Origin of the sequence: Haladaptatus salinisoli, assembly GCF_020614375.1 — an archaeon.
GTDB classification, from domain to species: Archaea; Halobacteriota; Halobacteria; order Halobacteriales; family Haladaptataceae; genus Haladaptatus; species Haladaptatus salinisoli.
In genome coordinates this window covers 602,795-617,514 of the sequence record NZ_CP085327.1, presented here as the reverse complement: position 1 = coordinate 617,514, position 14,720 = coordinate 602,795, and the positions used below count along the sequence as shown (strand labels likewise).

Annotated in this window: 18 protein-coding genes; 12 read left to right on the top strand and 6 right to left on the bottom strand. The window is 66.3% G+C overall.

What is annotated here, in order from left to right:
- Positions 1–61 precede the first annotated feature (61 nt).
- From menD to LIX00_RS03470, 3 genes are read right to left on the bottom strand one after another with little or no spacing between them, the layout of a single operon-like run.
- On the bottom strand, positions 62–1,819 hold the full coding sequence (gene menD, locus LIX00_RS03480; RefSeq protein ID WP_227354796.1) for a 2-succinyl-5-enolpyruvyl-6-hydroxy-3-cyclohexene-1-carboxylic-acid synthase: 1,758 nt from the start codon (positions 1,817–1,819) through the stop codon (positions 62–64).
- Positions 1,816–3,165: an isochorismate synthase gene (locus LIX00_RS03475; protein WP_227354795.1), complete on the bottom strand. Its 1,350-nt coding sequence runs from the start codon at positions 3,163–3,165 to the stop codon at positions 1,816–1,818. The genes menD and LIX00_RS03475 overlap by 4 nt, the downstream gene beginning before the upstream one ends.
- A gap of 33 nt (positions 3,166–3,198) precedes the next feature.
- The gene (locus LIX00_RS03470) at positions 3,199–3,795 is read right to left on the bottom strand and encodes a sulfite oxidase-like oxidoreductase (protein ID WP_227354794.1); all 597 of its coding nucleotides are present in this window, start codon (positions 3,793–3,795) and stop codon (positions 3,199–3,201) included.
- A 223-nt stretch (positions 3,796–4,018) separates the two neighbouring features.
- Between LIX00_RS03470 and LIX00_RS03465 the strand changes: the two genes are divergently transcribed.
- The 4 genes from LIX00_RS03465 to LIX00_RS03450 all read left to right on the top strand — a co-directional run bounded on the left by LIX00_RS03465 (position 4,019) and on the right by LIX00_RS03450 (position 6,978).
- Entirely contained in the window at positions 4,019–4,264 is a 246-nt protein-coding gene (locus tag LIX00_RS03465) for a hypothetical protein (protein WP_368410726.1), read from the top strand.
- A 179-nt stretch (positions 4,265–4,443) separates the two neighbouring features.
- Positions 4,444–4,659: a ribbon-helix-helix domain-containing protein gene (locus LIX00_RS03460; protein WP_227354792.1), complete on the top strand. Its 216-nt coding sequence runs from the start codon at positions 4,444–4,446 to the stop codon at positions 4,657–4,659.
- Positions 4,660–4,727: 68 nt separating this feature from the next.
- A complete protein-coding gene (locus LIX00_RS03455; RefSeq protein ID WP_227354791.1) occupies positions 4,728–5,006 on the top strand; it encodes a UPF0058 family protein in 279 nt (92 codons plus the stop codon).
- Positions 5,007–5,073: 67 nt separating this feature from the next.
- Complete coding sequence (locus LIX00_RS03450; protein WP_227354790.1) at positions 5,074–6,978, top strand: DUF7527 domain-containing protein; 1,905 nt, start codon at positions 5,074–5,076, stop codon at positions 6,976–6,978.
- Here LIX00_RS03450 and LIX00_RS03445 read toward each other — a convergent pair.
- The gene (locus LIX00_RS03445) at positions 6,975–7,280 is read right to left on the bottom strand and encodes a hypothetical protein (RefSeq protein WP_227354789.1); all 306 of its coding nucleotides are present in this window, start codon (positions 7,278–7,280) and stop codon (positions 6,975–6,977) included. The two genes, LIX00_RS03450 and LIX00_RS03445, sit on opposite strands and share 4 nt — an antisense overlap.
- A 218-nt stretch (positions 7,281–7,498) precedes the next feature.
- Positions 7,499–7,915 (bottom strand): EamA family transporter, encoded by a 417-nt coding sequence (locus LIX00_RS03440; protein ID WP_227354788.1) that lies wholly within the window; start codon positions 7,913–7,915, stop codon positions 7,499–7,501.
- 102 nt (positions 7,916–8,017) lie between these two features.
- Between LIX00_RS03440 and LIX00_RS03435 the strand changes: the two genes are divergently transcribed.
- The 8 genes from LIX00_RS03435 (at position 8,018) to LIX00_RS03400 (ending at position 14,384) form a co-directional block, all read left to right on the top strand.
- Positions 8,018–8,203, top strand: a complete 186-nt coding sequence (locus LIX00_RS03435; protein ID WP_227354787.1) for a methytransferase partner Trm112 — start codon at positions 8,018–8,020, stop codon at positions 8,201–8,203.
- A gap of 34 nt (positions 8,204–8,237) precedes the next feature.
- The gene (locus tag LIX00_RS03430) at positions 8,238–8,789 is read left to right on the top strand and encodes a DUF7524 family protein (RefSeq protein ID WP_227354786.1); all 552 of its coding nucleotides are present in this window, start codon (positions 8,238–8,240) and stop codon (positions 8,787–8,789) included.
- 55 nt (positions 8,790–8,844) lie between these two features.
- Positions 8,845–9,339 (top strand): DUF7523 family protein, encoded by a 495-nt coding sequence (locus LIX00_RS03425; protein WP_227354785.1) that lies wholly within the window; start codon positions 8,845–8,847, stop codon positions 9,337–9,339.
- 43 nt (positions 9,340–9,382) lie between these two features.
- Positions 9,383–10,870 carry a cysteine--tRNA ligase gene (gene cysS, locus LIX00_RS03420; RefSeq protein WP_227354784.1) on the top strand — a complete coding sequence of 496 codons (1,488 nt, stop codon included), beginning with the start codon at positions 9,383–9,385 and terminating at the stop codon, positions 10,868–10,870.
- Between the two features lie 78 nt (positions 10,871–10,948).
- Positions 10,949–11,584, top strand: coding sequence for a DUF6517 family protein (locus LIX00_RS03415; protein WP_227354783.1), 636 nt, complete (start codon positions 10,949–10,951; stop codon positions 11,582–11,584).
- 39 nt (positions 11,585–11,623) lie between these two features.
- On the top strand, positions 11,624–11,794 hold the full coding sequence (locus LIX00_RS03410) for a hypothetical protein (RefSeq protein ID WP_227354782.1): 171 nt from the start codon (positions 11,624–11,626) through the stop codon (positions 11,792–11,794).
- The gene (gene corA / locus LIX00_RS03405; RefSeq protein ID WP_227354781.1) at positions 11,791–12,771 is read left to right on the top strand and encodes a magnesium/cobalt transporter CorA; all 981 of its coding nucleotides are present in this window, start codon (positions 11,791–11,793) and stop codon (positions 12,769–12,771) included. Before LIX00_RS03410 ends, corA begins: the two co-directional genes overlap by 4 nt.
- A 332-nt stretch (positions 12,772–13,103) precedes the next feature.
- Entirely contained in the window at positions 13,104–14,384 is a 1,281-nt protein-coding gene (locus LIX00_RS03400) for an MFS transporter (protein ID WP_227354780.1), read from the top strand.
- A gap of 65 nt (positions 14,385–14,449) precedes the next feature.
- On the opposite strand, the gene LIX00_RS03395 is transcribed toward LIX00_RS03400, so the two are convergent.
- Positions 14,450–14,641 carry a hypothetical protein gene (locus tag LIX00_RS03395; protein WP_227354779.1) on the bottom strand — a complete coding sequence of 64 codons (192 nt, stop codon included), beginning with the start codon at positions 14,639–14,641 and terminating at the stop codon, positions 14,450–14,452.
- Positions 14,642–14,720: the final 79 nt, after the last annotated feature.

Here is a 14,720-nt window from a genome sequence, read left to right as displayed (position 1 = left end):
CTCTCCCGCCGTCTTCTCGCGGCGATAGCTTCAATCTTACCGAGATTATTCCAGATGAAAATTAAGACGAGAGCGCCCGAACGACGCGCTCCCGTACCGACTCCCGCGTTCGGTGACTGGCTTCGGCGTCCGTGACGACTTCGACGACCTGCGTCCCCGGCGCGTCGAGGGACGCCCGGAAACGCTCCCGAAACGCGGAGAGCGCGTCCACGCGCTCGAAGTCGAACCCGTAGAGGTCGCCCGTCGGCTCGAAGTCGAGTCCGTGCGGCGTTCGGAACTGTCCGGTGAACGGCGGGTCGAACGATTCGATGGGGAGCATGTGGAAGATACCGCCGCCGTCGTTGTTTATCTCCACGACGGTCGCGTCCACTCCGCAGCGCCCGAGCGCGAGCAAGCCGTTCATGTCGTGGTAGTACGCGAGGTCGCCGGTTACGAGCACCAGCGGGTCGTCGGTCGCGCTCCCGGCTCCGAGCGCCGTGCTGACGATGCCGTCGATACCGCTCGCGCCGCGATTTCCGAGCACCGTCAGGTCGGCGGGGCGCGGTTCGCCGAACCGGTCCAAGTCGCGCACGGGCATGCTGTTGGAGACGAACAGCGTCGTCGGGTCGGGGACGAGTTCCGAGACGGACGCGAGAACGCCGCCTTCGAAGTGCTCGTCCGTGTCCGCGACCGCGTTCCAGTGGCGCATCTCCGCGCGGTCGAAGCGCCGCCGCCACTCCTCGCCGGCGGTCGCGCTTGAATCCGCGAATCGCCCGGCGAGTTCCTCCGCGAATCGGGTCGGGTCGGCCACCACGAGGTCGGTCGCGGTGAACGACGCCTCGCGCCACCCGCCCGCGGAGTCGACGAGGTACTGTCGAGCGTCTGTTCGTTCGAGGTACCGCCGGAGCGCCTTCGAGGTCGGCGACGCGCCGAACCGGAGGACGACCTCCGGGTCGGGCCAGTCGTCGGTCACGTCCGGGACGAGGTACGAGTCGTAGCCGCCGACGACCGGCCGGTCGTGACCGAACCGGTGGCCCGACAGGGGGTCCGCGAGTATCGGGAATCCGGTCGCGTCGGCCAGCGTCGCCAGCGCGTCGCGGTCGGGCGTCGGCGCGTCCGCGGGGCCGACGACGAGCAGACCGCGCTCCGCGTCCGCGATCCGGTCGGCGATCCGCCCCAGCGACGAGGCGTCGAGTTCCGGTACCCCCCGCGAGACGCGAACGAAGGGGCCGTCGCGTCCCCGGACCGCGAGGGGGTGGCGCTCCGCGAACGCCGCCGGCACGTCGCCCGGAACCTCCGTCGGTTCGAGCGGCTTTCGGAACGGGAAGTTGAGGTGCACCGGCCCCGGCGGCGTGCCGACGGCCGAGTCGATCGCGCGCGCCGCCGCCGCGCGGAGCGAGCGAAGTTTCCGCGCCTCGGCCTCCGGTTCGGCGAGGTCGGCGTACCAGCGGACGGCGTCGCCGTACAGCTTCTCCTGGTCGACCGTCTGGTTCGCGCCGCTGTCCCGGAGCTCCGGCGGGCGGTCCGCGGTGAGGACGAGCATCGGCACGCGGGCCCTGTCGGCCTCGATGACGGCCGGGTGGAAGTTCGCCGCCGCCGTCCCCGACGTGCAGACGACGGGCGTCGGCGTCCCGGTGCGCTTCGCCCGACCGAGCGCGAAGAAGGCCGCCGAGCGCTCGTCCAAGTACGAGAACACCTCGACGTCGTCGTGCGCCGCGAACGCGACCGTCAGGGGCGTCGACCGACTGCCGGGCGCGAGACAGACGGCGTCGACGCCCCCGGCGGCCAGTTCGTCCACGAACGTCTCGGCCCACAGGGTGTTTCGGTTCGGGTGGCTCATTCGAGTTCGTCCAGAATCGGCAGGAACTTCAACTGCACTTCCTCCCACTCGGCGCTCGGGTCGCTGTCGGCGACGATGCCGTTTCCGGCGAACAGCGTCGCGCGCTCGCCCGCGGCGACGCCCGAGCGAATTCCGACCGCGAACTCGCCGTCGCCGTCGGCGTCGAACCAGCCGACGGGCGAGGCGTACCAGCCGCGGTCGAAGGTCTCGGTCTCCCGTATCGTTCGCATGGCTTCGTCCGGCGGGAGGCCGCCGACGGCGGGGGTCGGATGGAGCGCCTCGACCACCGAGAGGGCGTGTTCGTCGCCGTCCAGCTCCGCCGATATCGGCGTCTGGAGGTGTTGGATGTTCGAGAGTCGTTTGAGCCGTCTCTCGCCGACGGTCACCGACGAGGCGAGCGGTTCGAGCCCGTCCCGAATCGTCTCGGTGACGAGGTCGTGTTCCTCGCGGACTTTCTCGCTTTCGGCCAGTTCGGCCGCCAGCCCGTCGTCCTCCTCGGGCGTCTCACCCCGAGCGACGGACCCGGCGAGCGCCTCCGTCTCGACGGTCTGCCCGCGAAGCGAGACGAGTCGCTCGGGCGGTGCGCCGAAGAAACTGCCCGTCGAGGCGGGTTCGACGAGAAATCGGTAGCACTCGGGATACGACGTTCGGAGCCGTTCGAGCGTGTCCGGGACGGAGACGGGGTCGGTCAGCTTCACGTCGAGCGCGGTCGCGAGGACGACCTTTCGGAGCGTCCCGTCGCGAATCTGGTCGGTCGCTCGTCGAACCTGCTCGCACCACTCCCCGCGGGACGCGGCGTGGCGCGTCGCCTCGATGCCCGGCGGGTCGGCGGTCGGGCGCATCTTCGGGAGCGTCTCCGTCTCGGCGCGCGTCTCCGACAGCGTCTGCTCGACGGACCCCGGCGACGTCTCGCGCGCCGAGACGGTGAGCCACGTGTCGCTTTCCGTTCGCGTCAACTGGACGCGGGGAAGGACGAACTCCGCGCCGGGGAAGTCGTCCCACGGCGGATTGGCGTCGTGCTCGGCGTGAAACGAGAACCCGCCGAAGAGCCGCGGACGGGTCGCTTTCGGACAGTCGCCGCCGTCGGGTGTGGAATCGTTCCGGTCGACGGAGGCGAAGAGGTCGCTCGCCCGCGCGCGGACGTCGTCGAATCGACCCTGACCCTCGGCGGTGATGCGCGCGACCGCACCGCTCGCGGCGATTTCGAGACCGTCCGGGGTGGTCCAGTAGATTCGCGGTGCCGGCCGCCCGGCGAGAAACGAGCGAAACGAAACGTCGGATATTCGGCAGGTACGGGTCACCAGCGTGGAACCCGCCGACAGTTGACCGTCGCGGTGCGGTGGCATTGCGATACAGTTCGGAAGCGGTGACCCTTCAGCCTAACTATATCGCTCCTCGTTCCACGGATTCGCGGTGTCGGAATACCCGCGTTTCTCCCAGTAGCCGCGTTTCGGCTCCGTGAGGAATTCGACGGCGTTCACCCACTTGGCCCCCTTGTAGGCGTACTTGTGCGGCGTGACCACCCGGAGCGGCCCGCCGTGCTCCGACGGGAGCGGGTCGCCGTCGTACGCCCACGCGAGGAGAACCTCGTCGCGCATGCACTCGTCGAGCGGGAGGTTGGTCGCGTAGTCGTCGAGGGCCGAGAACATGACGTGGACGGCGTCGTCTCTCACGCCCGCCCGCTCCGCGAGGGTCGGAAGGGTGACGCCCGTGAACTCGCAGTCGAACTTGCTCCAACCAGTCACGCAGTGGAAGTCCTGTCGCTGGGTCTCGCTCGGCAGGTCGCGGAACTCGTCCCACGAGAGCGCGAGTTCGTTCTCGACCGCGCCCGTGACCGAAAACTCCCACGTCTCCGGGTTCCACTCGGGCGTTCCGCTCTTCGAGAGAACGGGGAACTTGCTCGTCTCGCGCTGTCCCGGCGGCAGTCGTTCGCCGTCGAACTCCCGGTGGAGGTTCGTCACGTCCCTAACGCGCATGGTCGCACTCAGGGAGCGAGGGCACGTAGGGTTACCGGACAGGAACGGGCGACGGCGGCCGTCGCCCGGCGAAACGGTGCCTTACTCCCGAGTAATCGTCGTATCGCAACCGACCGCGATCGCGCTCGGGAGTAGCTACTGAATAACAAAGGAAAGCGCCGACGCTATCGGTTGACGCATGTCTCAGACAGAGCAACAGATGGGGATGGAGGAGAGTCCGACGATGGGAGCGGCACAGAAGTCCACGACCGACCTCGCGATACTCGCGTCCGCCGCGTCCGTCCTCCTCTCGTGGCATCAGTTTTTCCTCAGGGGGAACCGCCAGCGCGGTCTGTTCATCGGCCTGTGGCCGCCGACCATCCTCGCGTTCGCCAGCTACTTTAACCAAAAGCGGATGGAGGAGCGCCTCAACTCGCTGAAACCGAGCAGCATCATCGACTCGCTCGACCAGATGTTCGGAAACCGGTGACGACGGACTGACGGCTGTTCCTTTCTTCGGCGTCGAACCCGACGGTTACTTCACGAACGTGAGCGGTGAGCCGATATTCTTGGAAATAAATTTTTGAAATGGCGACTTCTCGTTCGTGACCGCCGTATTATCTACCCGTCAGACTTAAGAACACCCCTCTCGAAGCCTGCAACGTTCCAATGCCAAAGGTAGAGATCACCGTACCGGAGCACCTCGAAATGCAGATCGCCCAGTTGGTTGACCAAGGGGAGTTCGTCAACCGGGAAGAAGCCATCGAGGACTTGCTCGCCACCGGTCTCAAGGCATACAAGACGAGCGGGCCGATGGACGATGAGCGCGAGCCGGGTCTCGAAGAAGAGGGGATGATGGGGCACGAAGACGAGTACGTCTTCTGACGCTATCTTCGTCAGTGTGCGAACCGTTCTCAGAAACCCTTAAACCACATAGCTACTAAACCGCGGACATGCATAAAGACGATCTTCTCGAGCTTCACGAGCAGATGGTGACCATCATGGAGTACTTCAGGGAGCAAGAGGACGTTCCCAACGACGCGTTCGACGCGTACGACCAACTCGACGTCGACCCGTCGCACGTCCACAAATCCAAGAGCGAGCACAAGCACGCCGTCTTCGTGCTCGGCAACTCGCTGGCGACCGTGATGAGCGAAGACGAGTTCAGCGAGGCCGGTCGAATCGGCAAGCGCATGGAAGAGCTCGCCGACGACGCCGAGAGCAAAATCTGAGATCCGTCTGACGGGCGTATTACGCCAACCCGAAAGTATTTGAGGGGAATGCCGTTTTGACGTAAGTATGGATACACGTACGGACGAGAAGATATCCGAGTGGGATTCTCGCCCATTCACCGGCGGCTTCGACGCGCTCCGCGACCTCGCCGACGCCGAGTTTTCCGGTGCCGTTCGGGCCGGCGGCGCGCAGCTGTTCATGTTGAACGGTCGCGTCGTCGGCGTGTTCGGCGGCGAACTCGACGATTTCGAGGACGCCGACGGAACGGTTTTCGAGGCCCCACACGCCTCCCTTCCGCTGTTGTTCAGTATGCGAGAGCGGGGCGGAAAGACGCAGGCGAAGTACTACACCAACGACACGCCGCTCGCCGAGGCGAGCGACACGCTGGCGGGGAAGAACTTCACGGGCTACGTCGAACTCAGCGAGAACGTCCTGAGCGGCGATTACTACGTCGTCTACCACGCGGGGCGGTCGATGAGCGTCGCGTACGTCGGCGAGAGCGAACAGCTCGTCAGCGGCGACGAGGCGTTCGAACGCGCGAACGACGAGGTGGGAATCTACGAAGTCGTCGCCGCGGACGTGGACGTCATCGATATTCCAGAGCCGAAGACGCCCGACGAAACGCCGACGGCCGCCTCGTCCTCCGATTCGGAGGGGGACGAACCCGGATCGGAGTCCGAATCGGAACCGGACCAGCCGTCGGAGCCGGATTCGGAACCCGAGACGACCCCGGGATCGGCTGAGCCCGCCGCGACGGCCCCGGAGACAGAGCGGACGCCCCGTCAGCCCACGCAGGAGCCCGACCAGCCCTCGCCTCGGCGGGCGGCCTCCGAGGCGAACCAGCAGTCGGAAGAGCGGGCGACCGCCTCCGAAACCGAGTCGAACGGGGGCGCGTCCGACCCGCTCTCCGACGAGAAACAGTGGCGCGAGACGTCGACGATTCCGTCGCTCGACCCGGACAAGAGCAGCACGTCCAAATCGCGCGAGAGGGGGGTCAAACAGCGCCGGACGACGCGACGACCGCCGCAGCAACAGTCGCAAGCGCGCGCCGCGTCCAAGCGAACGAAGGAACTCGAAGCCGAACTGGCGGCGCGCGCGGAGCAAATCGAGACGCTCCGAACGAAGCTGTCGGAGTCGGAAGCGGAGCGCGACGAGCTTCGACAGGAACGCGATCGGCTTCAGAGCGAGGTCGAACGGCTCCGAGACGAACTCGAGACGGTTCGGGAGAGCGCCCCCGGCGCGGTGGCGGAGCGACAGCTGACGCCGGAGCAGGCGTTCGCGGGGACGAACCTGTTCGTCCGCTACGGCTCGAAGGGGAAGGGAACGTTGACCGACGCGGCGGCGGGCGAAGTCGACCGGGAGGCGGTCGAGTCCAACCTGAAACTCGAACACCACACGCAGTTCGAATCCGACGGCGTCGCGGTCGAGGGGCGCGAGTACGAGGCGTTCCTCCACGATTCGATGGAGTTCCAATTCGTCTCGTGGCTGGTCACCGACCTGCTGTACGAGATTCTGGAGACGGGCCACCAGCGCGGGATGAAAGACCTCTTCGAGGCGATTCAGGAGGTCGACCGGGCCGAACTCCACGGGGCGGTGACCGCGGCGAGCGAGGAGGACGAGGAGCGAGAGCTGTCGTTCGACGTCATCCTGCGCGACAGGATGGGAAACCCCCTCGCCGTGGCGAACATCAACGACTCGCGAGAACCGGCGACCGGCGAGATGATGGGGTCGCTGGTGGACGCCGCAACAGACGTCGTCGCGGCGAACGACGAACTCAGCGCGGCGTTTCAGGTCACGAAGAGCTTCTTCGAACCCGCCGCGCTGGAGACGACGGAGGACGCGACCAGCGGCGGGTTGCTGACGCGGGAAAAGAGGGAGAGTTTCGTCAAGCTATCCCGTAAGCGGGGATACCATCTCTGTTTGGTCGAATCGCGCAACGGGCAGTTCTATCTGACCGTTCCAGAACTTTAACTCTCGGCTTCGGGCTTCTCGCCGATCTTCATCGTATCGAGTTTGTCCGTAATCTCGGCGAGTTTCTCGTCGAGTTCCGCGACGAACTCCTGCGTTCGCTCGGTCGTGATCGCTCCTTGGTTGGAGGGCGAGATGAGATTCTCTTCTTCGAGGACGCGGAGGGAGTACCGAACCTTGTGGTGCGGGTACCCCGTCTCGTTCGACATCTTCACGATGCCGATGGGTTCGTTCTCGATGACCATTTTCAGAACCTGCAAATGGCGTTCTAGCATATCGACTTCCTTTTCAAGTCGGTCTATCATGGCACGTGTTAACTTGTCTTTGAACCTTTTAAAGATTGTTGTCGACACCGCAAGTAGAACCGTCGGAGGTTGGTTTCTAATGAGACGGGTTAACACTTGCGACTCGTTCGCGACGGTATCCACGGACGTGTCGGTGTCGGCGGGGTTCGCGCCGCCTAGTGCACACGAACGTGTCACGGTCGCTCCGGGGAGCGCGCTCGATTCTCCGTTCCGCCTCCTCACTCCACCGTCGTCAGATAGATGGCGAGCAGCGCGAACCCGATTCCCGCGGCCTTGCGGGCCGTGAGCGGTTCGTCCAGGAGCGCGATGCCGAGAATCGAACTCGTGGCGATGAAGAGGCCGAAGATGGGGACGACGACGCTCACCGGGCCGGACGCCAGCGCCCGATAGTACGCGAGGATGCCGACGGCGAGGGAGACGCCGGCGAGGTACATGTAGGGCGCTTTGTCGCTCGTGAGGTACGGGACGATCTGTTCGCCCTCGTACACCGTGATGGCGAGCGCCGCGGCGACGAGCATCCCGTTCGCCACCAGCGCGGCCACGGTGTCCGGAATCTCTCGCGTGGCGATGCTGACGAGCGGCGGCAGCGCCGTGTATCCGACGAGGGCGACGATGGCCCACCCGACGTAGTTCATGCGGGGTGGTTTCGCGCCGGGGGTGAGAGGCGTTTCGAAAGCGAAAGGCGTCGAACCGTCGAACCCGTCACGCTTTTGCCCCACCCCTTCGTCCACCCGGGCATGAAGAAGTCCCTGATGGACATCATCTGCTGTCCGCTGGACAAGCAGGAACTCGATTTGGACGTGCGACGGGAGGACGACGGAGAAGTGCTGCAAGGAACGCTCACCTGCACGGAGTGCGGCGAGCGATATCCCATCGAGGACGGCATCCCGAACCTCCTCCCGCCGGACATGCGGGAGGCCTGAACGTCTTTGTACACTATACAATAAAGGGTGAACCGTGCCGGGCACGCTACCGATTCACATCAACCGCGACGGCCTCCACGATATAGAGGTAGCGCAGTCGTTCGAGGCCGACGACTCGTTCACCGTCGCGCTGGAGAACCACGGCGCGCCGGTGCACGCGTACGTCCACCTCGACGACGACCTCTCACGGGGCGCGTCGCTCGCGGCGACGAACCACTACGTCGAAGGCGGGACGACGCGGTACGTGACCGTCACGGTCCACGACGCCCCCGCCAGCGGGAAACTGAAGGTCGCCACGGGGTACGGCGCGGAGACCGCCTACGTGGACGTGGACATCACGGAACCCGACGAGCGAGGCGACTCGGTTCGGGTCGACGAGTCGCTCTCGAAGCCGAAGCGCCGCCCCGCCGACTCCGACACCGAACCGTCGGAACTGACGAAGAACCTCCCGCTGCTCGTGCTCGGCGTCCTCGCTTTGTTCCTCGTCATCGGCGTCGGGGCCGTCGTCGACGGGGTCGTCGCGGTGTTCGGCGCGCTGGTCGTGCTGGCCGGACTGGGCGCGGCGGCGTACTTCCTCACCCGCTAGCACCCTCGTCCGACGATCGCATCGCTTTTTTCCGTCCCGTGCGTCCCGGTCGATGATGTCACTCGCAGCAGCGACCCGCGAGGCGGTTCGGCGACGACCGTTCCTCCACGCCGCGCTCCGGGCGGGCGTGGTGAACTACACCGCCGCCGCCCGGTTCCTCGCGGACGAGGTCGGCGACGACACCGACGCGGTTTCGACGGCGCTGAACCGATTCGCCGACGAGATGCCGGACTACCGCGCCGACGCGCGCGACGCCCGCGTCGTCATGCGGAGCGGACTCGGGGAGTCGGACGACGACCCGTTGCTCGTCGTCGGCGACGTCGGCTTCTCGCCCGACCGCGGGTCGCTCACGGCGGTCGTCGCCACGGGCGACGTGGACGCGGCGGCGCTCTCGCACGTCGTCGCGCGCCTCGCGACGACGGAGGTCGATATCGTCGCCGCCGCCGTCGCCGAATCGCTCGTCGTGGTCGTCGAGCGCCGGGACGGTGCGAACGCGGTGCGAGCGGTCGAGGACGCGCTGGATTCGGTGCCGGAATTCGGCGGACCGTGACGCTTCCGACGATTTAAAACGGTTGCTGACGCTACCCTTTGCCATGACACTCTCCGTTACGAACACGCTCACGGGAGAGCGGGAACCGTTCGAACCGGGCGATCCCGATTCCGTGCTCCTCTACTACTGCGGACTGACCGTCTCGGACTACGCGCACCTCGGCCACGCGCGGGGATGGGTGCACACGGACGTGATGCACCGATGGCTGGAACACCTCGGCTACGACGTGCGCCACGTCGAGAACTTCACCGACGTGAACGAGAAGATCGCGGCGCGGGCCGGCGAAGACGACCTCGGCGAGGACGAGGCCGAGGTCGCCCGCACCTTCATCACGCAAACGATCCGCGACATGCGCGACCTGAACCTCCTGCGGGCGGACGTCTACCCCCGGGTCAGCGAGCACCTCCCGGAGATAATCGACCTCATCGAGACGCTGGTCGAGGCGGGGTACGCCTACGAATCGAACGGCTCCGTCTACTTCGACGTGACGACGTTCGACGACTACGGCAAACTCTCGAACCAGCGCGTCGAGGAGATGGAGGCGCAGGGGGAAGAGGAGGAGCGCGGCGACAAGCGCCACCCCGCGGACTTCGCGCTCTGGAAGGCGGACGGGGTGAGCGAGGACGCCATCGAGGAACACCGCGACTCGGACACCGACTACGCGGTCTCCCGTCCTTCCGGTCGGACGTGGGAGTCGCCGTGGAGCGAGGGCCGACCGGGGTGGCACATCGAGTGCTCGGCGATGAGCATGAAACACCTCGGCGAGACCATCGACATCCACGTCGGCGGCCAGGACCTCGTCTTCCCGCACCACGAGAACGAGGTGGCCCAGAGCGAGGCGGCGACCGGCCACCGGTTCGCCCGCTACTGGCTCCACGTTCGCCTGCTCGAAACCGAGGGCGAGAAGATGAGTTCCAGCCTCCAGAACTTCTTCACCGTCAGGGACGCGGTGGCGGAACTCGGCGCGAACGCGGTTCGGATGTTCCTCCTCTCCACGTCGTACGGCAACCCCCAGACGTACAGCGACGAGACGGTGAGCGAGGCCGTCGACCGGTGGGAGCGACTTTCGGGAGGGTACGACCGCGCGGTGGAGGCGCTCGACGACCCGGACGCCCGGACGAAGGTCGCGGACGACGACCTGCGCGTGGCGGTCGAGGAGACCCGCGCCGATTTCGAGAGCGCGATGAACGACGACTTCAACACCCGTCGCGCGCTGGCGGCCCTGCTCGACCTCGTGACCGCGGTCAACCGCCACGTCGACGACCGCGAGGAGTACGACTACGAGGGGCTCAGGAGAGCGGTCGAGACGTTCGGGGAACTCGGCGGCGACGTACTCGGATTCACCCTCGGCGGCGAGACGGGCGGCGACGTGCGACTCGCGGAGGACCTCGTGGAACTCGTCCTCGACCTGCGCGAAGGGGAGCGCGAGGCGGGCAACTACGAGCGCGCGGACGCCCTGCGCGACGAACTCCGTGCCCTCGGCGTCGACGTGCAGGACACCGACTCCGGGGCCTCGTTCAAACTCCCGTAGCGCGCTCGAACCGTCGCTCAAATTTCCGTTTTCGCAGTCGTCGGGTTTATACTGGATGGTCGTGTACGGATGGTTCATATGGCACGCAAAATACTCGCTGGCGCGTTTCTGGCGGTTCTCGTCCTCTCGAGCGGCTGTCTCGGTTTCATTCTCGGGGACTCCCTCGCCTTCAGCGCGAACAAGGCGACGGTCGGGAACGAGGCGCTCTCGGGGGCGGGGTACGAGAAGGCGAGCGTCGAGCGGAAGACCGCGAAACGAACGTTCGAAGCGGCCGGACAGAGCCGCGAGGTCAAAGTGACGAACTGGGTCGCCCAGTACGAGAAGTCGGTCGGAGTGTCGGGAATCGCGGAGGGAACCGTCTCGAAGTTCGTGGTTATCAGCAGCCCGAAGGTCGAGGTCGCCGGGAAGACGTTCAACCCGCTGGCGAAGTACGACGACCGAAAGCTGGTCGAGCGGTTCGTCTCCGGCTACGCGAACGTCGACGACCTCCGAAAGACCGGTTCGAAGCGAGTGACGATGCTCGGAACGAAGACCGAGGTGTCGGAGTTCACGACGACCGCGAAGTCCAACGGCGCGACGATCGAAGTGTCCATCCACGTGGCGAAGGTCAAACACGGAGACGACATCGTGGTGGCGATGGCGATCTATCCGAAGCAGCTAGACGAGTCGGAGGGCGTCTACCGCCTCGTCGAGGGCGTCGAACACGAGAAGTAATCGGGTAACGTTTTTTCTCCCCTCTCCGGTACGGAGACTATGAACCGCACCCTCGCCGTCGGCCTCGCGCTGACGGTCCTCGGACTGGCGGGTTACGTGTTCGGACTGGTCGCATCGTACCCCGGTCGGGCGTTCTCCATAACCGGCGTCATGGTCGGCGTCACGCTCCTCGCCATCGGAAACGCGACGCCGTCGGAGGAGCCGCGATGACGGTCGAGTCGCTGGCGTTCTCGGACGAGACAGTCGAAACGTTCCGCGATATGGAGACCGCCCGGGCGGAACCGGGGAGCGTGTGGGTTCGGGCGACCGGAGCGACGCCCGTCGAACTGGAACGGGTCGCCGAGGAGTTCGGCATCCACCACCTCTCGGTCGAGGACATCCGCAACGGCGTCAGGCCGAAAACCGAGGAGTTCGAGGGGTACACCTTCGTCCTGCTCAAAACGGCCGGTCTGGCTCGCGGCGACACCACGTTTCAAGGGGAGATTCGGGCCGAATCGGTCGGCCTGTTCGTCGGCGAGGACTGGTTGGTCACGCTCTCGGAGCACGACATCGATGCCGTCGAGCGCATCTGGCGGGCAGCGCTCGACGGCGACCGGCGCATCCTCGGGCGCGGCGCGGATTTCACGGCGTACCGCATCTGCGACGGAATCGTGGACAGCTACTTCGACGTCCTCGACCTGATAGAAGATCGGATCGAGGAGGTGGAGGACGCCGTCATCACGGAGACGGACATCGAGACGCTGGAGTCGATAAACAGCGTCCGACGGGAACTGCTCTCGTTTCGCAAACTCGCGTGGCCGACGCGAGAGGCGGTGGGCTACCTCGCCCGCGGCGACCCCGAGGAGGTGCGCCCGGAGACGGAGAAGTACTTCCGCGACGTGTACGACCACCTCGTTCAACTGGTCGACCTGACCGAGACGTATCGCGACCTGGCGAGCGGCGCGCGCGACATCTACCTCAACTCGCTCTCCGTCTCGACCAACGAGGTGATGAAGAAGCTCACCGTCGTCGCCACCATCGTCCTCCCCCTGACGTTCGTCGTCGGCCTGTACGGGATGAACTTCGCGGACAGCCCGTACAACATGCCGGAGTTGGGCTGGACGTACGGCTACCCCGCCGTGATGCTGGGTATGTTACTCGTGACGGTGGTTCTGGTCGTCTACTTCCGGCAGGAAGGCTGGTTGTGACGGTCGGGGCCCGGTGCGGGGGTGTGACTTTCGCTCCCGATACACTTATCACGAAACCGGAAAAACATCGGTCCATGTCGAACGCGGCGTGACACTCCGAACGGAGTCCCACCGACGCGACACCGCGCAGTGACGGGTGTAGCTCCCGGCGATACCTCGCGGTGACTAGCGTTGTGACTGTTATCCCATCCGTCACGCCACATGTTTCGACGATCCACCCGCAGTTCAGACCGACAGAACCGTTTCGCGTGCCCTCTCCTCCGACGAGAGGGACCCGTCCATCGATTCCCCGGCCGCCCCGCCCCCCGGCGTCGCACCCGGAGGTGGTCGCGGTGACCAACCTCCGTCGGGCGGTGGTGACGTACTACGCGTACCGCTGTGTCAGCGCTATCGGCTTCATCGGGCCGTTCTTGAACGTCTTTCTCGTGAGTCGCGGAGTGACGTTCACCGACCTCGCGCTCGGGGGGTCCGCGATGGCCGCGGTCGCCGTCCTCGGCGAGGTGCCGAGCGGCTACGTCGGCGACCGTCTCGGTCGCAGGAGGAGCCTCCTGCTCAGCCAGACGCTGTTCGCGGTCGGCGTCTCCTCGTGGGCGTTCGTGCGCTCGACGACCGCCGTCGTGAGCGTCTTCGTCGTCTTCGGTCTCGCCAGCGCCTTCCAGTCCGGGAGCACCGAGGCGTGGCTGTACGACGCCCTCGACGAGGCGGACGAGGCGGAACGATACACCGAAATCGAGAGCCGCGGTGCGGCGCTGCGACTCTGGGTTACCGCGACGACGATGGTCGCCGGCGGATTCCTCTACGTGGTCGAACCGCTGGCTCCGTTCGCCTGCGCGGCCGCGCTCAGTTGGTCGGGCGTCGCTATCGTCGCGTCGCTCCCCGCGAACGCTCGGTATCGAGGAGCGAGCACCGACGAGGGTGGGGATACTTCCCTCGGCCCGCGTCGCGCGCTTTCGCTGATTCGTCACTTCCTCGGTCGTCCCGGCCTCCGCGTCGTCATCGCCGTCGTGGCCGTCTTCGTCGGGTCCCTGTCCGCCGCCGGCGACTACCTTCAACCCGTGGTCGTCCGGACCCTGCCCCGAACCACCGCGACGGTCGCGGGCGCGCCGCTTCCGGAGTTCGTCGTCCTCGGTTGCCTCTACGCGACGTTCACCGCGCTGTCGGCCTTCGCCGTCGACCGGGCCGACGCGCTCCGCGAATCGCTCGGGTCGGTCACCGCGTTGCTCGCGCTGGTCGGTGTCGGCGGGGCCGCGATGCTGGTGCCGCTCGTCGGAACTCGGCTGTTCGGCGGGTCCCTCGCCGCGGCCGCGACGCTCTCGGCCATCGTCGGTTTTCGGACCTGCGGCGACGTGGTCCGTCCGATCCACAGCGCCTATCTGAACGACCGCGCGGACTCCGCCGGCCGGGCGACGACGCTGAGCGCCGTCGCCTTCGTCGGTGCCGTCGTTCGCGTTCCCTTCCTGCTGGTCGGCGGCCGAGTCGCGGACGCGACGACGCCGGCGGTGGCGCTCGCGCTCGTCGGCGTCGTTCCGCTCGGCGTTGCACTCGGTGTCACCGTCTCGAAACGTCCCCTCGTAGCTGGAGTGTCGTTGAAAGCGGCATTCGACGACCGATAGATTCCGCGCGCCGCTCTCGACGGACAAGAGGGGCGCGCTCTCCAGCGAGGGGACGCCGCTCGAAATCACTCCGTCGAGGCTTCGGCGGTCGTGGCGGTCGTTTCGCAGCGTTCGCTCGGGTTACTGGTGCGCCAAACGGTGAGGTTCGGCGTGTCGCGTCGACCGGGGTTCGCGTCGGGAGGGGACGCCCCCACGATCGAGTGACAGCCCCCGCCGGTTGCGGCACCGAGCAGGGTGAGGAGGCGACGGCGGCGCATGGGTTCCAGCTCTACTCGATTTGGTAAGTCTCGTCCCGGTAAAATGCGTTCCGGGACGCCCGGGGACCGCGTTTCAACG